We start from the raw sequence: 18,141 nt of genomic DNA, 5'->3' as shown, positions 1-18,141 counted from the left end.
CCCGTGAGCGGCGACTTACGTCGTCGTAGGCGCCTAAAGTCGGTGTCACCACTTCAGCCGAGAGGAGCCGACATGGAGTCCCTTCCGCTCATCGCCACCGCGGTCGGCCTGATGGTGTCGATATCGACCACCGTCCTCGGTGGGACGAAGTGGATGTTGAACCGCGTCGAGCAGCGCTCCGATCAGCGGTTCGCGCAGGTGGATCGACGCTTCGCCGAGGTGGACCAGCGGTTCGCGCAGGTGGATCAGCGGTTCGCGCAGGTGGACCAGCGGTTCGCGCAGGTGGATCAGCGGTTCGCGCAGGTCGAGAGGCGGTTCGCCGAGGTCGACGAACAATTGCGGGCGGTGAGTGCCTCCCTCACGGAGGTGAAGATCTCCGTCGCTCGCCTCGAGGGTCCGCACCCCCCGGTTCCTCATCGCGCGCGGCTGATCCGCCGCGGCAACGACGGATGCCGAGGCCCTCGGGCCCCGGCATCCGGTGTGTGTTCCGTGCGTGTCAGCTGCGGGCGACGCGGTTCTCCGCGCTGACCATCCACGACAGCTGCTCGAGGCGCTCGAGGATCGAGTGCAGGATGTCCGCGCTCGTGGGGTCCTCGTCGTCGACCTCGTCGTGCACCTCGCGGACGGTGCCGACGACGGCATCGATGCGCTGGGTGATGAGGTCGATCACCTCGGCGGTGTCGATCTCGCCCTGGGGGAACTCCGGCAGGGTCGTGGTCTCGGCGATCGTGTCGCTGCGGCCGTCGGGCAGGGCGTGCAGCGCCCGCATCCGCTCGGCGACGGTGTCGCTGAATTCGCGCGCGGCGTCGATGATCTCGTCGAGCTGCAGGTGGGTGTCGCGGAAGTTCTTGCCGACGACGTTCCAGTGCGCCTGCTTGCCTTGGATCGACAGCTCGATGAGGTCGATCAAAACGGCCTGCAGCGCATCGGTCAGCTTCTCGGAGGCCTGGAAGCCCTTCTCGGCGTTCTGCTCGTCGGTGGTCTCCGGGCCGCTGCCGCCTCGGGCCGGGCGACGGCGGTTCTTGGTGGGTGCGTCCTTCGTGGTGGCGGCCATGCGCATTCCTTTCACTCGCGTTCGATATCGACGTTAGGTCGGTCGGTCACGGGTGCAGCGGGGGTTGCGACGGCGTCGGTCGCGGGGTAGCGACCCGTCCCGTAGCCGCTCGGCGTCGGATCGACAACCCCGGCCCGCCCTCCTCACGGTCTTCCTAGCGTTGACCCGTGCCCATGACCCCGCTTCCGCCGTCTCGGCCTCTTCGTGACTACGCCGCCATCGGCGACGGTCGCACGGTCGCTCTGATCGGACTCGACGGCTCGGTGGACTGGCTCCCGCTGCCGAACATCCACTCCCGCCCCGTCTTCGCTCGGCTGGTGGACGAGTCGGCGGGCGGCTGCATCGAGCTCGCCCCGGTCGGCGAGTACGAGGTGTCGCGGCGTTACGTCGCGCGCACCAACGTGCTCGAGACGACCTTCACGACCCCGACCGGCGTGGCGACGCTGACAGATGCCATGGTCACCGGCATCGCGGGACGTCTGCCGTGGGCCGAACTCGCGCGTCGGGTCGAGGGAGTGAAGGGAGAGGTCGAGTTCGCCTGGTGCGTGCAGCCGGGCACGATGCTGCGGTCGGCGGCGCCGTGGACCGAGCGCATCGACGGATTCTCGATCATGCGGATCGGTCACGTTTCGCTTGCGGTGGTCGGCCACGAACACGGCCTGCGCGGCGAGCCGGACGCCGGTGACGAGAGCATCGACGGCCGCTTCACCACCGCGAAGGGATCGCGTCACCTCCTGGTCGTCGCGGCGACGGAGGGTGAGCCGCTGCGCGTGCCCGACGCGAAGAACGTCGATCGCGGCATCGACCGCACGATCGACGGCTGGTCGATGTGGTCGGACGAGTTCTCGTACGACGGGCCGTGGGCCGATGACGTGCAACGCAGCGCCCTGGCTCTCAAGCTCCTCCTCTTCAGCCCCACCGGCGCCATCGCCGCGGCGGCCACGACGTCGCTGCCGGAGAACCCGCGCGGCGGCAAGAACTGGGATTACCGTTTCGCGTGGGTCCGCGACCTGGCGTACACCGCCCACGCCTGGGTGGGTTTCGGTCTTCGCGAGGAGACGCATGCCGCGATCTCGTGGTTGCTGCGCACGATTCGGCGCAACGGTCCCGAGGTGCAGGTCATGTACACCCTCGACGGTGACGCCGAGATCGGCCTCGAGAAGCACGAGGTGCCGGGGTGGAACGGCAATCAGCCGGTGGTCACGGGCAACCCCGCGCAGGGCCAGCTGCAGCTGGGCGTCTACGGCGATCTCATCGCGATCTGTCGCACGTACGTCGAGGCCGGCAACCGACTCGACACCGAGACCGGACGGCTGCTGGCCGACGTCGCCGACCGCACGTGCGACCTGTGGCGACGCGCCGATTCGGGCATGTGGGAGCTGCCCGAACTCGAGCACTACACCTCGTCGAAGATGGGCTGCTGGAAGGCCCTCGACGACGCACAGTGGCTCGCCGACGGCGGGCACATCCCCGACAACGGAGATCGCTGGCGCGCCGAGCGCGATCGCATCCACGCCTGGGTCGACGAGCACTGCTGGTCGGACGAGCTCGAGGCGTACACGATATTCCCCGGCAGCGACGATCTCGATGCGTCGGTGCTGCTGCATGCCCCGACCGGATTCGACCGGGGCGAGCGCATGTCCAAGACTCTGGATGCCATCACCGAGCGCCTCGGCACCGCGAACCACCTGGTCTACCGGTACACCGGCATGGATCAGGAGGAACAGACCTTCGTCGCGTGCGCGTTCTGGCGCGCGACGGCGCTGGCCTGCGTCGGTCGTCACGCCGAGGCCATCGAGGCGATGGACGCCCTCGTCGCCCAGGCCAACGACGTCGGCATGTACTCCGAGATGATCGCCGAACAGGATGGCGCCTTCTGGGGCAACCTTCCGCAGGCGCTCAGCCATCTGGCGCTCATCAACGCCGCCCTCGTGATCCGCGACGTGGTCGACGAGGCCGACCTCGGCGATCACTGATCCTGCCCACCCGGGGCGGTTCGCGCCCCGGCATCCCCCTGAAAGGACTCGCCATGACCACCCAGTACACCTTCACCGACCCCGCGAAGCTCTACGCGGACATCGAGCCGTCGAAGCAGCACCAGCCCGAGCCCGGACTGGATGCCGAGCTGACGCCCAAGGCTGCCCTCGGCGAGGACACCTACGTCGGCAGCGGTCGCCTCGAGGGGCGCAAGGCCCTCATCACGGGTGCCGACTCGGGAATCGGCGCCGCCACGGCGATCGCCTTCGCCCGCGAGGGCGCCTCCGTGGCGATGTCGTACCTGCCGGAGGAGAAGGAGGATGCCGATCGCATCGCCGGCATCCTGCGTGAGGCCGGCGCCACCGTCGCCCAGATCCCGGGCGACCTGCGCGACCCGGAGTACTGCCGCGCACTGGTGGCGCAGGCCGTTGAGGAGCTCGGTGGCCTCGACATCCTCGTGAACAACGGCGGCAAGCAGCTGTTCAACGAAGACCTGACGACCCTCGACGACGCGCAGTTCGACGACACGTTCAAGACCAACGTCTACGCGATGTTCTGGATCATCAAGGCGGCGCTGCCGCACCTGCCGGCGGGCTCGGCGATCATCAACACGACATCGATCCAGGCGTACTCACCGTCGGCGATCCTCGTGGACTATGCCTCGACGAAGGCGACCATCAACGCCTTCACCAAGGCGCTCGGTCAGCAGCTCGCACCGAAGGGCATCCGCGTGAACGCGGTCGCGCCCGGCCCCATCTGGACGCCGCTGCAGGTGTCGGACGGGCAGCCCCAGGAGAAGGTCGCCGAGTTCGGTGAGGAGACGCCCCTCGGACGCATGGGTCAGCCCGCCGAGCTCGCCCCGGCCTATGTCTACCTGGCATCCGCGGAGTCGAGCTACGTGATCGGCGAGACCCTCAACGTCAACGGCGGCATGCCGACCCCGTAAGAACCTGAGCGGTCGAGCGGGGCGTCCGGCGCCCCGCTCGACCCTTCGCCTGTCAGGCGAGCGGCTTGCGGTAGAAGATCTCGCCGTCGGCGGTCGTCTCGGTGCGGTGGTATCCCTCGCGCTCGTAGAGACGTTGATTGGCCTCGCTGAGACCGCCCGTGAACAGCTCGGCCTCGGTGGCGCCGTCTCGGCGGCCGCGCTCTTCGACCGCCGCGAGAAGCTTCGAGCCGAGGCCGCCGCCCTGCTGATCCGGGGCGATCGCCAGTCGCCCGATGAGCAACAGGTCGCCGTCGCGCCGCGCGCGCACGGAGCCCACGAGCCGGTGCCCGTCGACGGCCACGCAGCCGAGATTCTCGACGAGCTCGGCCTCGAGTTCTTCGAGCGTCTGCGTGAGGGGCGGCATGTCGGGGTCGCCGTAGATGAGTGCCTCACTGGCGAACGCGGCGCGCTGGATGGTCAGAACCTCTCCGGCGTCGTCGGGATGGATGTCACGGATGACGAGTGAATCGGTCATGGTTCTCCTGAGGTTCGGCGACGGTGAACTATCCGGGGCGTCTCGTGTGCGCTCATGGGGTGAGAGGTTAACTACTATTGCTGGCGGTGCCCAGCGTTGCGCGGGGCCGACCCCCTTATGAGCGAGTTCTACGACACCCGCGTCCGCACGGCGGACGTCGCCGCGACCGACGAGTGGTTGCGCGCCCAGTACGGTCGCGTCGAGCTGCACGCCGACGAGGCGGTTTACGCCGAGCACGTGGTGGGTGACGAGGCGTTCTCGCTGCGCCATCTGCAGTGGTCCACGCGCCTCACCCTCGCGTACGAGGCCGACCGTTTCTTCGTCGTCAGCTCCACCCCGGGCTACGCGTGGAGCATCGGCCGAGCGCGGGGCGAGTTCAGCGTGTCCCCGGGCGTGCTGCAGCCCGGCGATCGATTGACGGCGAGGGTCGATCACGCCGACCTGCACGTGGTGAGCTTCGACGCCGAGACCCTCACGCGGACCGCGCGCACCCTTTACGGCGACGACGACATCGAGGTGCGCTTCGGCGGCGTCGACCCGGTGTCGTCGACGCTGCGCGCCTACTGGGCGTCGACGTTGCGGTGGGCGTGGACGCAGATCCCCGTGATGGGTGAACCGCTCGTCCGCGCCCACGTCCATCGCACGTTGGCCGTGGCCGCTCTCGAGGCTTTCCCGCTGATCGGAGATCCGCGCGAGCGGCGGGCGTCGGCCCTGGAGCAGGCGGCGGTCTATCGGACCGCGGCCGCGTGGCTCGACGACCACGCGTCACTCCCCGTCACGATCGAGGACGCCGCGCGGGCATCGGGAACGTCGACGGGTGGATTGCGCCGAGCCTTCGCGGCGAACGGCCAGGCGGCAGCCACGCCCGAGGACTATCTCGAACTCGCCCGGCTCAGTGCCGCGCACGCCGATCTCGTGGCGGCGGACTCCGCCATGACGACGCTCGGCGCGGTCGCGCGCCGATGGGGGTTCCCGACCGTTGCGGCCTTCTCCGCCGCCTATCGCGCGGCGTACCACCGCGATGCGCGGTCGACCCTCGAACGCTGACTCACCGATCGCGATCGGTGTATTCGCCCGGGTTGTCGACGTCTTCGCGCGATTCATCGCCGTCGGGAAGCTGGACGTCGGTGTACGCCCCGGCCTCGTCCGCGCGCGGACGCGCCGCCGTCCCATCGGCGCGCTCGTTGTCGACGTACTCGCCGGGAGCATCGAGGTTGCGGCCGGCCTCCTCGCCGCCGGGCAACTCGATCTCGGTGTATTCGCCCTCTTCGGGTCCCGTGCCGTGGCCGGTGGTGTCGCGATCGCCCATGATGCGCCTCTCTCGTGGTGTCGACAACGAGGCTAGACCGAGTCGATCCGTCACCGCGGGTGCTTGACACGCGCGTGCCGTGCGCGTGTCCTCCCTGTCAAGGGCGACGACGGTTTGACGGCGGGGGAGGAGAGTGGACGCATGCCAGCTCTCGCCATCCTCCTCATCGTCATCGGACTCGTCTTCCTGTTCCTCGGCATCTTCGTCGAGGCCGTGAAGTTCCTCCTGTGGATCGGGATCATCATCCTGATCGTCGGCATCATCGCCGCGCTGCTGCGATTCGTTCGCCGCAACACCTGATCGATCGTCTCTTCTCGCCGATTCAGGCCGAGAAGAGGTCGCGGGCCCGGGGCCGGCGCACGGATGCCACGGCATCCAGCGCCGGCCCCAGCTCGTCGTATGCGAACGCGAAACCGGCGTCCGTCAGGACGCGGGGGACGGCCCACCGACTCTTCAGCACCAGTTCGGGCTCATTGCGGAGCACCGCCATGGCGGGATCGAGCAGGAAGCGGAACGCCGGCAGCCCGAACTGCACGCCGGCGACTCGCCGAACCTCGCGCATCAGGGTGCGGTTGTCGCTGACGCCGGGGGCGGCGAGGTTGACAGGACCCTCGAGGTCGTCTCGGTCGCGGAGGAAGCGAACGGATGCCACGACGTCGTCGATGTGGATCCAGCTGAATCTCTGCCGCCCGCTCGTGCGGTGCCACGACGACCGCACCGGACCGGTCGGCCGCGCGCCGATTCCGCGGTACCGGCGGTGCGGGAACCACCAGCTGTCGATCTGCGGGCCGCCGAGTCCGAGCTTCGCCAGGGCGAACAGCATGCGCGTGGCCGGCCCGTCGCCGAGCACGATCGCCATCCGGAGCGCGATGCGGCGGGTGGACGGAAGCTCGCCGTCGAAGAACGCCCGCTCCCAGCTCGTGGCGACGTCGACCGAGAACCCGTCGCCGAGGACACCGTGGACCTCGTCGTTTCCGCTCTCGGTCTCGTGGCGGTAGATGGTGGCGGTAGAAGCGTTCATCCAGACGCGCGGTGGGCGGGATGCATCCCGGACCGCGGTGTGCAGCGCCCGCGTCGTGTCGACGCGGGAGCGCAGGATCTCGTCGCGGTTGTCGTCCGTGTACCGGCAGGACACGATCTTTCCGGCCAGGTTCACGAGCACGTCCGCGCCGTCGACCAGACGGGCGATCCCCGCCGGATCCGCCCACGTTGCGTCACCCGAGCGGCCGATGGCGGCGACGTCGTACCCGTCGGCGCGGAACGCCGCCGTCAGCGCCTGACCGACGAACCCGCTGGCGCCGGCGATCACGGCGCGGGGAGGGCTCGCGGGCGTCATCCGATCAGCCTAGGGGGAGGTCAGGCGTCGTCGCGGTCGGGGAGACTCTGCGCGATCTTGCTCGACTCGGCCGAGCTGCGGCCGACGCCCGGCTCGTACTGGGCGATGAGGGAGTCAGCATCCACGTGGTCTTCGCCCTCCGAGGTGGACGAGGTCTTCTCCGTCGCCGGTTGTGCCTCGTCGTCGTGGTGCCGCGACGTCGCGCCGTGCTGTCCGGCACCGCGCTCGGCGCCGTCATCGCCGGCCCGCGTCCCCACGCCGGGCACGTCGTTCTGGCTCGAGACGTTCTGGATGTGCGCGTCGTCGTCCGGGTCGATCGAGGCGGCACCGACCGCACCGGTGTCGGCTCCGGCGCCGCCGGCGGGGACGTCGGCGGCGAGCCCGTCCGATTCGGGGACGATGTTCTCTTCGTCGGCTCCGGGGAGGCGATCGGCGGGAGTGTTCATGGCAGTCCTTCCGTGGCTGTGCCGCCACGTTAGGCGTCGGACCTGCAACCGCGACCGGGGTTGACGCTCGGCCCCGAACACGGAGGGGCTGGATAGGCTCGACCCGACCCCCGAAAGGATCCGCCATGCAGCAGCGCCCCCTCTCCCGCACCGGCCGCCAGGTCTCGGCGATCGGTCTCGGTACCTGGCAGCTCGGCCCCGACTGGGGCGGGGTGAGTGAAGGCGCCGCGATGGACGTGCTCGCGGCCGCCGTCGACGCCGGCGTGACCCTCTTCGACACCGCCGACGTCTACGGCGACGGTCGCTCGGAAGAGCTCATCGGCGCGTTCCTGCAGAAGACGGATGCCGCGGGCGTCACCGTCGCGACCAAGATGGGGCGCCGCGCCGACCAGCTGTCCGAGAACTACACGATGGAGAACTTCCGCGGCTGGCTCGACCGCTCCCGCAGCCTTCTCGGGCAGGACACTCTCGATCTCGTCCAGCTGCACTGCCCGCCGTCGGCGGTCATCGACGACGATGCGACCTACGACGCACTCGACCAGCTCGTGTCCGAGGGTGTCATCGCCGCTTACGGTGTCTCGGTCGAGACGATGGACCAGGCGCTGTCGGCCCTGCGTCGCCCGAACCTGACGAACCTGCAGATCATCTTCAACCCGTTCCGGTTGAAGCCGCTCGACGAGGTCCTTCCCGCGGCGGCCGAGAAGGGCGTCGCAGTGTTCGCCCGCGTGCCCCTGGCGAGCGGGCTGCTCTCGGGCACCTACACCGCCGACACCACGTTCGACAAGGACGACCACCGCACCTACAACCGCAACGGCGAGGCGTTCGACAAGGGCGAGACGTTCTCGGGCGTTCCGTTCGGCGAGGGCATCGCCGCCGCCGACGAGCTCAAGGGCGCGCTTCCGGAAGGCGTGACGCTCCCCGCCGCGACGCTGGCCTGGATCGCCTCCCGGGTGGGCGTCACCTCGGTGATTCCGGGCGCCCGTTCGGCCGAGCAGGCGCGGGCCAACGCCGCAGCCGGTGACCTGCTCGACAGCGGGTTCGACCTCGACGCCTTCGACGCCGTCGTGCGCGACGTCTACGACCGCCGTCTGCGCGCCGAGATCCACCCCCAGTGGTGACTCTTCCCTGACAAAAGACGGATGCCGGCCCCCTCGGGGACCGGCATCCGTCTTCACGTCGGGCGTCAGCTGACGTCGCCGCGCCAGGCGCCGGACTCGGCACCGCGCGACTCGATGTATTCCTTGAAGTTCTTCAGGTCCTTCTTCACCGAGTGGTCATCGGCGCCGAAGACCGCTCCGGCCTTCTCGAGCAGGCCGGTGGGCTCCCAGTCGATCTGCACGGTCACGCGCGTTTCGTTGTCCGAGAGGCGGTGGAACGTGACGACACCGGCGTGGTTCTCGTTGCCTCCGACGCTGTTCCACGCGACGCGCTCGTCCGGGTGCTGCTCGGTGATCTCGGCGTCGAACTCGCGTTCGCTCCCCGCGATCTTCACCTTCCAGTGCGTAAGGGTGTCGGACTTCTGCGTGATGGACTCGACGAAGCTCATGAAGTGGGGGAACTCCTCGAACTGCGTCCACTGGTTGTAGGCGACGCGGACGGGAACGTCGACGTCGATGGTTTCGATGACCTGGGCCATGATGTCCTTTCGTGGGGTGATCCGGGGCTGGGGCCAGTCTTCGCCCGAGCCGGGTCGAGCCCCCCGGGGGTTGAGGGATCGGCCCGCGTGGCCTATACGCGTCAGGCGAGCCCGCGCAGGATCAGGTGCCAGTACACCCAGGGGAGGACCCGACGGTCGGCGATCCAGGTCGATCGGCGCTCGCGCGACAGGGACCGCCAGAACGGGATCGTCGGCTGCGGACGACCCCACCGGTCGAACTCCGCGAACACCACGGTGCCGCGGGAAACGGTGAACGGGACGACGCTGTAGCCGTCGTACCGAGCGGTGGGGGTGCCGCCGCGGAGGACGGCGCGCAGGTTCTTCGTGAGCACCTTGGCCTGCGGTCGGATCGCCCCGCCCGAGCGTCGTGTCGCGACGCTGGCCGAGTCCCCGAGCGACCAGACGTCGGCGAACCGTCGGTGCTGCAGGGTCTCGGTGTCGACGTCGACGAAGCCGTCGGGGTCGTCGGCGTCAGCGAGTCCGCTGCCCGCGATCCACTCCGGTGCGCGCTGGGGTGGGACGGCGTGCAGCACGTCGTAGTCGATCGTCTCCTCGATGTCGCCGTGTCCGATCGTGAGCGTGCGGGTCGTGGCATCCACTCGCCGCACCTCGCGGGAGTACCGCACCTCGACGCCGTACCGGTCGAGGACGCGGTGGAGTTCGCGATCGATGTCGGGCACGCCGAAGGGCACCGGGTCGGGAAGCACGAGGATCACGCGGATGTCGTCGAGGACCCCGAGAGAATGCCACCAGTCGCACGCGAGGTAGAGCGGCTTCTGGGCGGCGGCACCGCAGGACGCCGGTTCGGGCGGCTGAGTGAAGACGACCGTTCCGCGACGAAGATCGCGGAGCCTCGTCGAGGCTTTCGCGGCAAGGGCGAGGTCGTAGTTGGACACGCCTTCGGGGGCCGCCATGGCCTCGGTCAGGCCGGGGATCGCCTCCCACGCCAGGCGCAGGCCCGCGGCGACCACGAGCTGGTCGTATTCGAGGTGGCCGCCCGAGACGAGGTGCACGCGGCGTGCGACGGGATCGACGGTGAAGACCTCGTCGCGCAGCCACCTCACACCCGGCGGGATGACGTCGGCCTGGGGGCGCACGGCCTGGGAGGCGCGCGCGGTCCCCCCGGCGATGTGCGACTGCAGCGGGGCGTACACGTGCCGCTCGCGCGGCTCGATCACCGTGATCGCGCCGAGTCGCGCTCGCTGCAGGCGGCCGGCGATCGAGAGTCCGGCGTTCCCGCCCCCGATCACCACGATCCGCGGTTGCGCGGTGGGGGAGATGGACATGCGGCATCCTTCCGTCGTCACCAGCAAACGCGGGCGCACCGGGAAGCGCGACCGGGTTGACAGGGAGTCAGCCCACCGGGTCAGCCGTCGCCTGGTCTTCGGGTGGCTCGGGCACCACGTACAGCCCCGTGGGCGAGTTCGCCATCGTCATGAGCGTCTCGAGCCAGGTCCGGTTCAGGGCAGGGGGGCGACCGCCGTGGAACTTGAACACGATGTTCGCGCGGGGGTGCATCCACACCGATGTGCGTCCGCCGCCCGTGCTCACCTCGTCCTTCCACTGGAAGTAGAACGGCTCGCCACGACGCAGCTTGTTGCCGATGACGATCTGAAGGTGTGCGAGGAGTCGGTCCTCGAAATCGGCCCGGGCGGCCCCCTCGTAAATGAACTTCCCCACGAAAGGTCCTCCTCGCAATGGAACGCGGTCACTGTCTCCCGCCCTCACTCCGCGGCGGGCGAGAGCAGACTCTTCGCGCCAACGCGGTACCCGATGCGACGGATGTCAGAACATCCGGACCGTTTGCCCCGGATTGCGCCCGTACATGTCGCGGTAGAACCGCGCGAACCGTGAGGGGCTGGAAAAGCCCCATCGTTGCACCACCTCGCTCACGTGCGCCTCACCGCGCTGGAGGTCGCGGTGCGCGGCGGCCAGACGAACCGTCCTCAAATGATGCGACGGGGTCGTGTCGAGGGCGCGACGGAAGGCGTGTTGCAGGCCACGCGTGGAGATGCCGGCGGCCGCCGCGATGTCCTCGATCGTGATCGGTTCGTGGGCGTGCGCGTCGATGAAGGCGAGCGCCCTGCGTACTGTCCGCGGTGCCGCCGCCCGCTGGCTGGCGCGGTCGAGCGCTTCCAGATACGTGGTCGAGAAGGCCGTGAGTGTCGAGATGAGGGCGTGGCGTTCGAGCTCTGCGGCCACCAGAGGCTGCTCGTGCCCGGCGGCCAGGGCGGATGCCACGTAGCCGAAGGTCCGCTCCCAGGTCGCGGCGAGGGCGCGGTCGCGCGCGACCGGGTCGATGGAGCGGAGCACGAGTCGGTCGTCGCCCGAGACGGCGCGCGCGACCTGCTCCGCGGACGTCCGATCGAAGAGGAACGCTCGGATCCTCCCGGTCCCCCTCCAGTGGGCGTGCATGGGACCATCGCCGGTGAGCCAGGGCTGGCGCGCGTCGAGGTCGCGGCCGGCGGTCACGACTCGTGCGTCCAGGGCCGCCAGTTGCGACGCCATGATCTGGTCCTCGAGTCGGATCCACGAGCGCACGTCCGCGTGAAGCGAGTACTGCACGAGCGACAGCGAACCCGTCTCGATCGACGACCAGTGGAAACGCACTCGCACGGGGTCGACGTGTTCCAGACGTGCGGCAGGGATGAACTGCTGCCACACGGCTTCGACGTCGTCGGCACCGCTCGCACTCGCGGTGAGGACTCGGCCCATGTCGCCCCTCCTCCGCGGGGGTCGGTCCGCGGCACCGGGATATCTTGCCCCCACCCGCGGGGCTCACGTCGCTGAGGGACGCCGCGCGCGAGGGTCCGGCCTCGGAGCGAAAACGTCGCGGGTACGCGCGGTGGGCCGATGCTGTCAAGGGGCGGGAGGGGAAGGATCCGCCGTCGTTGGATGAGGGAGTCGCCTTCGCGGCGACGCGTGCGATCGCCGCACGGACGATGGAAAGGATCCCCCTCATGAGCGACGTCTCGTCCGACCCGAACATCCCCGCCGCTCCCGACGGTGTCACGGGCGTTCAGCCGCTTCGCGACGGTGACACCTCGATCGAGCCCGACCCGGCGCTCGACCCCGCGCAGGCGGAATGGGATGCCACCACCGCACTCGACGAGGGCGTGGACCCCGCGGATCTCGCGCCCGCGACCGCGACGGGTGCGGACCCCGCGGAGATCCCCGCCGACGATGCCGACATCCCGCTCGAGGACGTGCACCCCGAGTCCACCGGCACGGACTCGCAGGGGGAGGACCCCGGCGTCGTCGAACTCGGCGAGGACGGACAGGGAGACCTCGCGCCCGAGGATCTTTGACGGCTCACTTTTCGGCGACCGAGCCACGGCGGGCGATCTCATCGCGTCGTGGACGTGCTGGGCGGTAGGTCCGGTCGGCGCTGCACGGCTTCGCCGACCTCGAGCGGGTCGGGGCGTTCCGTCAGCCGGCGTCGATCGACGACACTGTCGCGGGTCTCGTGGACGCCCTGGATGCCGAGCTTTCGCGGCCCGCAGAAGGGGCGCGCGTCGTGGAGTGACGGCGGCGGAGGTCGCGGAGCGGGGTCGCTGCGTGCCGCACCCGGGTGCCGGCGTAGCGCACGCCTCCGCGGGCGTGGGCGCCGAGCGCGAGCCAGCTCGTGACCGCACGCTCGACGACCCAGAGCGGTGCCCAGACCGCCGCGGATCGCGGGTAGATGCGCCGCCCGCCGCCACGGCGTCGCCCCCGCTCCGCGACGACGGCGATCCCGAACGCGATGAGCATGAGGATGCCGGGACGTCGGCGCAGCGCGAGGAGGGTCGGCGCGAGGGCCAGTTCGAGGAGCAGGCGTCCGGGCTGGGCGCGGCTGTCGTAGGCCTGCCGCACCCTCTGGCCGAGGAAGTGGCGGAGCGTGGGTGGGCGGCGCATGACGTACACGTCGGTGAGCTGTCGTATCGCGCCGCCCCCGGCGCGGACGGTCCGTTCGAGCTCGAGGTTCTCGAAGAGGGCGTCGGCGTCATAGCCGCCGGTTCGCTCGAGCGCGGCGCGGCGGACGCCGCACGTTCCGGGGTAGTCATGGTGGAGTGCGCGGTTCAGGAGTGAGCGGCCCGTGTCCCACCGGGCGTGCCAGGGGAGGGGACGGAAGATGTTCGTCGGCGCGACGAGGTCGGCGTCGCGGAGCGCGGAGACGATGGCATCCAGTCCGTTCCGGTCGTAGCGGACGTCGTCGTCGGCCAGGATCACGCGCTCGTGCCGCGCGAGGGAAATTCCCGTGAGTACGCCCCGTACCTTGCCGTTCGCGCCCGTCGCCACGGTGGGGCGGACGTGTCGGACGTGGGCCGCCCATGCGGTCGCGTGGACGGCGAAGACGGGGGCGTCCGATCCGTCGACGACGGTGACGTCGATCCATTCCGCCAACGTGCAGAGGTACGCGGTCATGTCGTCCAGGCTGTCGTCGTGCTCCCACCGCAGCGGGAGTACGTACTCTGCGGCGAGACGCATCAGTCCTCGGTGCGGAACCCCGCGGGCTTGTGGGTCCCGTCGCAGAACGGCTTGATGGTCGACAGCCCGCACCGGCAGAGAGCGACCGTTCGCCGACGCTTCTCGATCGCGTTGCCGTCCACGTCGCGCAGGTCGACATCGCCCCGCACGAGCAGTGGACCGTCGGGATAGGCCGTGATCCGCGGCGGCTCCGATGTCATCGCACCTCCTCTGGCCGCAGCGACGACTCGCCGCGCGTCCACGCGTCGAGGAGGTACTCCCCGACGCGACCGTCCACGCTGAGGCAGACCGCGGCGCCGAAAAGGATGTCGGGGAGCAGGTCGGGGCGATCTTCGGCGAGGCTTCCCGCGAGGTCGCGGGCGGCGATCTGCTCGTGGACGGCGTCGGCTTCGACGTGCTCGTCGAAGTAGCCGCACACGTCGTCGTCGAAGCCGAGGCGGCGCAGGCCCTCGGCGTAGAGGCGGTTCGGGACCGAGGAGGTCATCTCGAACGCCGCGAGGTGGCCGACGATCGCGCCGAGCAGACGCCGATTGAGGCCGAACATCGACATCGCGTTGTGCGAGGCGAGTGTCACGGCCGGAACGTCGTCGACGTAGGCGCCGTACGTGTCCGAGAGTCCGGCGCTGCGGACCGCGCGGGCGAAGAGTTCGGCGTGCACGCGTCCAGGATTCCCGCCGCCGTACTCGTCGGACTGGATCTCCACCAGGGCGGCCTTGGGGCGCCCGGTCAAGCGCGGGATCGCCCACGAGTGGGGGTCGGCCTCCCGTAGGGTGTAGATCGATCGCTGCACGAGGAACTCGTGCGCCTGATCGAGAGTGGCCTTCTTCGCGAGGTAGCGCGAGAGACTCGGGCCGGTGTCGGCGGCGGTCAGGGCGAAGAGCGCCCGCGCAACGGCATCCATCGTCGTCGCGGGGAGTTCGGGCTGCGGCACGCGAGCGCGAAGTGCCGCCTCGAAAGCCCGCTCGATGACGCCACGCGTGGCGAGGAGCGACGGATCCCATTCCCGCTCGGGATCGAACGCCGCGACCGAACCGTACGCCGAGGCGTACAGCGCGAAGAGGGCGAGCTGCAGGTCATCGTCGGTCTCGACGTCGGTCGAGGCGGCGACGGCGCGGTCGGCCAGGGCGGTGTGGTTGGTGGGCGCGCCCCCGGCGAGATGCCGGAGGACGGCGGCGCTCACCGGGCCGCGCGGCGTGAAGGGGAGGGAGAGCCTGTCGTCGGCGTCGACGGCGGCCAGCGGATCGTGGGGGGAGAGGGTCGCGGACACCGGAGCACTCTGCGGGCGGGAGCGGTGATCGCCGAGACCCTTGACACGGGAGGAGGGGGCGACCCCGCGGTCACCCCCTCCGTGTACTCACTGCTCGATCGGCTGTGGTGTGCTCTCGTGAGCGGCGATGACGTCGTTGCCGTCTTCGGTCGAAACGGCGATGCGCCGAGGCTTGGCCTTCTCGCTCACCGGGATCATGACCGACAGGACGCCGTTTCGGTAGGTGGCGCTGATGTGTTCGGTGTCGATCCCCTGACCGAGGTTCAGCTGACGCACGAACGAGGCGGTCTCGCGCTCGCGCGTGATCCACTTGACGTCGTCGCCGGTTGCGAGGGTGCGCTCTGCCCGGATGGTGAGCAGTTGGCCGTCGACATCGATGTCTACCGATCCCGGGTCGACGCCGGGTAGGTCGGCGGACAGGACGTAGTGGTCGCCGTCGCGGTACAGGTCCATCGGCATGCGTCGCGGTCCGCCGCGGCGGGTGTCGAGGAGCGTCGACGCGAGGCGGTCGAGGTCGCGGAAGGGGTCGTAGGTGGCCATGGTCGTTCTCCTTTTCGATCGGTCCGGATCCGGCATCCGGAGGGATGTTCAAGTTGAGTCCGTTACGCTCAACTTGATGTCAGATTAGCACTCACGTGTGGCGAGTGCCAAGACCGCGGGCGCGCGATTGTGCTCCCGTCGGAGCGCTATGGCAACCCCCGTGTCGCCGGGTTCGCCGCCCCGTTTCGTGGTCGTCGACACCGCACCCCCCCGGGCGGTGTTCCGACGACGAAGGAGCACGATGTACTTCCACCGGCAGGAACTCCAGCACGCCGCTACACCCGACAAGCCCGACGCCGTCTACGCCCGCAAGCTGCAGGAGGTGCTCGGCGGACAGTACGGCGAGATCTCCGTCGCCATGCAGTATCAGTTCCAGGCGTGGAACATGCACATGCCCGGGAAGTACCGCGACCTCGTCTTCGGGATCGGCGCCGAAGAGATGGGCCACGTCGAGATGCTCGCGGTCATGATCGCGCAGCTGCTCGAGAAGTCGCCCCTCGGCATCACCGAGGAAGCCGTCCAGAACGACCCGACCGTGGCCGCGGTCATCGGTGGCACCGACATCCAGCACGGCATCGTCGCGGGCGCGGGAGCGCGACCCGTCGATTCCAACGGAAACCCGTGGCAGGGCAGCTTCATCACGGCCAGCGGCAATCTGCTCGCCGACTTCACGGCCAACGCGAACGCCGAGATGCAGGGACGCGTGCAGGTCGCGCGGCTCTACCACCAGACCGACGACCACGGCGTGAAGGACCTTCTCGCGTTCCTGCTGGCCCGCGACACGATGCACCAGAACCAGTGGGCGGCGGCCGCGGCCGAACTGCAGGAGGAGGGCTACGAGAGCCTCCCCGTGCCCAGCAACTTCCCGCTCGAGAAGGAGGACCGCGACGTGTCGTATCAGTACATCAACTTCTCCGACGGTGCCGCTGCCGCCGAGGGCCGCTGGGCGTCCGGCCCCACCCCCGACGGCAAGGGCGAGTTCACGTACCTCGCCTCACCGGAGCCGGGTGTGCCGATGCCGCCGCCCACGCACCCTGACGTCCGCTTCTACGGCACGACCGAGCTCCCCAACACGGTCGAGAAGCTCGCGGGGCGCGCCCAGGACGCGCTGCACAAGGAATGAGCGGGGTGGATGCCGCGATGCCGGGGCCCTCGACGGCCTCGGCTCCGCGCCGCGGAGCGAGCTTTCTCGCGATGCGGGCCGCCAAGATGCCGCGCGCGATTGTGGCGGGACCGTACGGCCATCCCTTCCACCCGGTGGCCGTGACGATTCCGATCGGCGCGTGGTCGTCGAGCCTCGTGTTCGACCTGCTCGGCCTCGCCGCCGATGACCCGCGTTCCTTCGCGACGGGGTCGAGGTGGCTCATCGCGATCGGGCTCGGCGGGGCGGTGGGAGCGTCGGTGCTCGGCCTGCTGGACATGTCGCGCATCCCGAAGGGCACTCCCGCACGTCGGACGGCCCTGGTGCACCTGACTCTGAACGTCACCGCAATGGTGCTGTTCTCGATCGGCCTGTTCGTGCGCATGCTCGATCTCGGCCGCGTCCCGGGCGTGGCGTTGGCGCTCAGTCTGATCGCCGCGTCGGGACTCAGCGTCTCGGGCTGGCTCGGCGGCAAGCTGGCCTACCGCTGGGGCGTGCGCGTCGCCGACGAGCACACCCAGCGCGAGGGCTTCGAGACGGCGTGAGCTCTCGGGACCCCGGATGCCCTGGCATCCGGGTCCTTCAGCGCGGACGGCGGACGGGGAACCGGGGCCAGCCGCCGCTCACGGCGCCCGGGTCGTGCTGCGGTGCCAGGACTGCGCCGGCGGTCGGGGCGGCGGGTCTCCGGCGCAGGCCGAGGGCATGCTGCAGCGCGCGGATGAATCGGTCGTACACGCGCGGAGCGAGCACCTGCAGCGGGCGGGCCACGAACTGCGCCGCGCCCACGCCGACCTCGAGCCGGCGTCCACGCGTGACGCGCACGATCGCGCGGGCGACGCGGTCCGCCGAGACCACCGGGGGCAGGGGGAACGGTGTGCGGCCGGTGTGATTCGCGGCGCGCTGGTAGATCGGCGTATCGATGCTCGCCGGCAGCACGACCCTCACGCGGATGCCGCGGTGCGGGAGCATCTCCTGGCGCAGCGACCGTGCGAAGCCCAGCAGGCCGTGCTTCGCCGCGACATACGACGAAACGTAGGGGCCGGCGACCTGGGAGTACAGCGAGCCGACGAAGACGATGGTGCCCCCGCCGCGCGCCCGGAAGTGGGGGAGCACGGCGCGAGCCGCCCGCATGTGGCCGACGAGGTTCGTCTCGATGACCCTGTCGCGCACGGCATCCGGGGTCTCTTCGACAGACCCGTACGAGAAGACGGATGCCGCAGCCACCCACACATCGATGCGACCGAAGCGGACGATCGCGGCGTCCGTCGCCCTGGTCGGGCCCTCGGGGGTCGCGAGGTCGATGGCAAGGGTGAGCACCTCGGCACCGCGGCAACGGCACTCCTCGGCGGCGGAGGCGAGGGCGACCTCGTCACGCGCGACGAGCACGAGCCGCGTATCGCGTCGTGCGAAGCGCAGCGCGACCGCGCGCCCGATCCCTCGGGAACCCCCGGTGACGACGACGACCTGACCCATGCTGCCCCCTTCGT

At 70.0% G+C, this 18,141-nt stretch carries 23 protein-coding genes; 9 read left to right on the top strand and 14 right to left on the bottom strand.

What is annotated here, in order from left to right:
• Nucleotides 1–72 precede the first annotated feature (72 nt).
• A complete protein-coding gene (locus tag ABC271_RS12905) occupies nt 73–528 on the top strand; it encodes a response regulator (RefSeq protein WP_412925242.1) in 456 nt (151 codons plus the stop codon).
• Here ABC271_RS12905 and ABC271_RS12900 read toward each other — a convergent pair.
• Nucleotides 497–1,054 (bottom strand): Dps family protein, encoded by a 558-nt coding sequence (locus tag ABC271_RS12900; RefSeq protein ID WP_412925241.1) that lies wholly within the window; start codon nt 1,052–1,054, stop codon nt 497–499. The genes ABC271_RS12905 and ABC271_RS12900 overlap by 32 nt on opposite strands.
• Before the next feature lie 173 nt (nt 1,055–1,227).
• Here ABC271_RS12900 and ABC271_RS12895 point away from each other — a divergent pair, with 173 nt between their 5' ends.
• Together ABC271_RS12895 and ABC271_RS12890 are read left to right on the top strand one after the other, a co-directional pair.
• The gene (locus ABC271_RS12895; RefSeq protein WP_412926166.1) at nt 1,228–3,030 is read left to right on the top strand and encodes a glycoside hydrolase family 15 protein; all 1,803 of its coding nucleotides are present in this window, start codon (nt 1,228–1,230) and stop codon (nt 3,028–3,030) included.
• A gap of 53 nt (nt 3,031–3,083) precedes the next feature.
• A complete protein-coding gene (locus ABC271_RS12890) occupies nt 3,084–3,977 on the top strand; it encodes an SDR family oxidoreductase (protein ID WP_412925240.1) in 894 nt (297 codons plus the stop codon).
• A gap of 52 nt (nt 3,978–4,029) precedes the next feature.
• Here ABC271_RS12890 and ABC271_RS12885 read toward each other — a convergent pair whose 3' ends face one another.
• Entirely contained in the window at nt 4,030–4,491 is a 462-nt protein-coding gene (locus ABC271_RS12885) for a GNAT family N-acetyltransferase (protein ID WP_412925239.1), read from the bottom strand.
• A gap of 117 nt (nt 4,492–4,608) precedes the next feature.
• Between ABC271_RS12885 and ABC271_RS12880 the strand changes: the two genes are divergently transcribed.
• Nucleotides 4,609–5,538: a hypothetical protein gene (locus tag ABC271_RS12880; RefSeq protein ID WP_412925238.1), complete on the top strand. Its 930-nt coding sequence runs from the start codon at nt 4,609–4,611 to the stop codon at nt 5,536–5,538.
• A 1-nt stretch (nt 5,539) separates the two neighbouring features.
• Here ABC271_RS12880 and ABC271_RS12875 read toward each other — a convergent pair whose 3' ends face one another.
• Nucleotides 5,540–5,800 carry a hypothetical protein gene (locus ABC271_RS12875; protein WP_412925237.1) on the bottom strand — a complete coding sequence of 87 codons (261 nt, stop codon included), beginning with the start codon at nt 5,798–5,800 and terminating at the stop codon, nt 5,540–5,542.
• A 141-nt stretch (nt 5,801–5,941) separates the two neighbouring features.
• Here ABC271_RS12875 and ABC271_RS12870 point away from each other — a divergent pair, with 141 nt between their 5' ends.
• On the top strand, nt 5,942–6,100 hold the full coding sequence (locus ABC271_RS12870) for a hypothetical protein (RefSeq protein ID WP_412925236.1): 159 nt from the start codon (nt 5,942–5,944) through the stop codon (nt 6,098–6,100).
• A gap of 22 nt (nt 6,101–6,122) precedes the next feature.
• On the opposite strand, the gene ABC271_RS12865 is transcribed toward ABC271_RS12870, so the two are convergent.
• Together ABC271_RS12865 and ABC271_RS12860 are read right to left on the bottom strand one after the other, a co-directional pair.
• Entirely contained in the window at nt 6,123–7,136 is a 1,014-nt protein-coding gene (locus ABC271_RS12865) for an epimerase (RefSeq protein WP_412925235.1), read from the bottom strand.
• Between the two features lie 20 nt (nt 7,137–7,156).
• Nucleotides 7,157–7,582 (bottom strand): hypothetical protein, encoded by a 426-nt coding sequence (locus tag ABC271_RS12860; protein WP_412925234.1) that lies wholly within the window; start codon nt 7,580–7,582, stop codon nt 7,157–7,159.
• 125 nt (nt 7,583–7,707) lie between these two features.
• Between ABC271_RS12860 and ABC271_RS12855 the strand changes: the two genes are divergently transcribed.
• The gene (locus tag ABC271_RS12855) at nt 7,708–8,700 is read left to right on the top strand and encodes an aldo/keto reductase (protein WP_412925233.1); all 993 of its coding nucleotides are present in this window, start codon (nt 7,708–7,710) and stop codon (nt 8,698–8,700) included.
• Nucleotides 8,701–8,765: 65 nt separating this feature from the next.
• Here ABC271_RS12855 and ABC271_RS12850 read toward each other — a convergent pair whose 3' ends face one another.
• The 4 genes from ABC271_RS12850 to ABC271_RS12835 all read right to left on the bottom strand — a co-directional run bounded on the left by ABC271_RS12850 (nt 8,766) and on the right by ABC271_RS12835 (nt 11,954).
• A complete protein-coding gene (locus ABC271_RS12850; RefSeq protein ID WP_412925232.1) occupies nt 8,766–9,218 on the bottom strand; it encodes an SRPBCC family protein in 453 nt (150 codons plus the stop codon).
• A 101-nt stretch (nt 9,219–9,319) separates the two neighbouring features.
• Nucleotides 9,320–10,525: an NAD(P)/FAD-dependent oxidoreductase gene (locus tag ABC271_RS12845; RefSeq protein WP_412925231.1), complete on the bottom strand. Its 1,206-nt coding sequence runs from the start codon at nt 10,523–10,525 to the stop codon at nt 9,320–9,322.
• Between the two features lie 67 nt (nt 10,526–10,592).
• A complete protein-coding gene (locus ABC271_RS12840) occupies nt 10,593–10,919 on the bottom strand; it encodes a DUF7882 family protein (RefSeq protein WP_412925230.1) in 327 nt (108 codons plus the stop codon).
• Nucleotides 10,920–11,024: 105 nt separating this feature from the next.
• On the bottom strand, nt 11,025–11,954 hold the full coding sequence (locus ABC271_RS12835) for a helix-turn-helix transcriptional regulator (protein WP_412925229.1): 930 nt from the start codon (nt 11,952–11,954) through the stop codon (nt 11,025–11,027).
• A 245-nt stretch (nt 11,955–12,199) separates the two neighbouring features.
• Here ABC271_RS12835 and ABC271_RS12830 point away from each other — a divergent pair, with 245 nt between their 5' ends.
• Complete coding sequence (locus tag ABC271_RS12830; RefSeq protein WP_412925228.1) at nt 12,200–12,547, top strand: sugar ABC transporter ATPase; 348 nt, start codon at nt 12,200–12,202, stop codon at nt 12,545–12,547.
• Nucleotides 12,548–12,668: 121 nt separating this feature from the next.
• Here ABC271_RS12830 and ABC271_RS12825 read toward each other — a convergent pair whose 3' ends face one another.
• The 4 genes from ABC271_RS12825 to ABC271_RS12810 all read right to left on the bottom strand — a co-directional run bounded on the left by ABC271_RS12825 (nt 12,669) and on the right by ABC271_RS12810 (nt 15,513).
• Nucleotides 12,669–13,706, bottom strand: a complete 1,038-nt coding sequence (locus tag ABC271_RS12825) for a glycosyltransferase family 2 protein (RefSeq protein ID WP_412925227.1) — start codon at nt 13,704–13,706, stop codon at nt 12,669–12,671.
• Nucleotides 13,706–13,906 carry a CDGSH iron-sulfur domain-containing protein gene (locus ABC271_RS12820; RefSeq protein ID WP_412925226.1) on the bottom strand — a complete coding sequence of 67 codons (201 nt, stop codon included), beginning with the start codon at nt 13,904–13,906 and terminating at the stop codon, nt 13,706–13,708. The genes ABC271_RS12825 and ABC271_RS12820 overlap by 1 nt, the downstream gene beginning before the upstream one ends.
• Nucleotides 13,903–14,943: an iron-containing redox enzyme family protein gene (locus ABC271_RS12815; protein WP_412926165.1), complete on the bottom strand. Its 1,041-nt coding sequence runs from the start codon at nt 14,941–14,943 to the stop codon at nt 13,903–13,905. The genes ABC271_RS12820 and ABC271_RS12815 overlap by 4 nt, the downstream gene beginning before the upstream one ends.
• Nucleotides 14,944–15,060: 117 nt before the next feature.
• Nucleotides 15,061–15,513, bottom strand: coding sequence for an Hsp20/alpha crystallin family protein (locus tag ABC271_RS12810; RefSeq protein WP_412925225.1), 453 nt, complete (start codon nt 15,511–15,513; stop codon nt 15,061–15,063).
• A 241-nt stretch (nt 15,514–15,754) separates the two neighbouring features.
• Here ABC271_RS12810 and ABC271_RS12805 point away from each other — a divergent pair, with 241 nt between their 5' ends.
• Nucleotides 15,755–16,636, top strand: coding sequence for a manganese catalase (locus ABC271_RS12805; RefSeq protein WP_412925224.1), 882 nt, complete (start codon nt 15,755–15,757; stop codon nt 16,634–16,636).
• Complete coding sequence (locus ABC271_RS12800) at nt 16,633–17,199, top strand: DUF2231 domain-containing protein (protein WP_412925223.1); 567 nt, start codon at nt 16,633–16,635, stop codon at nt 17,197–17,199. Before ABC271_RS12805 ends, ABC271_RS12800 begins: the two co-directional genes overlap by 4 nt.
• Before the next feature lie 37 nt (nt 17,200–17,236).
• On the opposite strand, the gene ABC271_RS12795 is transcribed toward ABC271_RS12800, so the two are convergent.
• Complete coding sequence (locus ABC271_RS12795; RefSeq protein ID WP_412925222.1) at nt 17,237–18,127, bottom strand: SDR family NAD(P)-dependent oxidoreductase; 891 nt, start codon at nt 18,125–18,127, stop codon at nt 17,237–17,239.
• Nucleotides 18,128–18,141 lie beyond the last annotated feature (14 nt).

Source organism: Microbacterium canaveralium (assembly GCF_047238045.1).
Classification (GTDB): domain Bacteria; phylum Actinomycetota; class Actinomycetes; order Actinomycetales; family Microbacteriaceae; genus Microbacterium.
The sequence above is the reverse complement of the archived record's forward strand: the minus strand, read 5'-3'. Positions and strand labels throughout refer to the sequence as shown.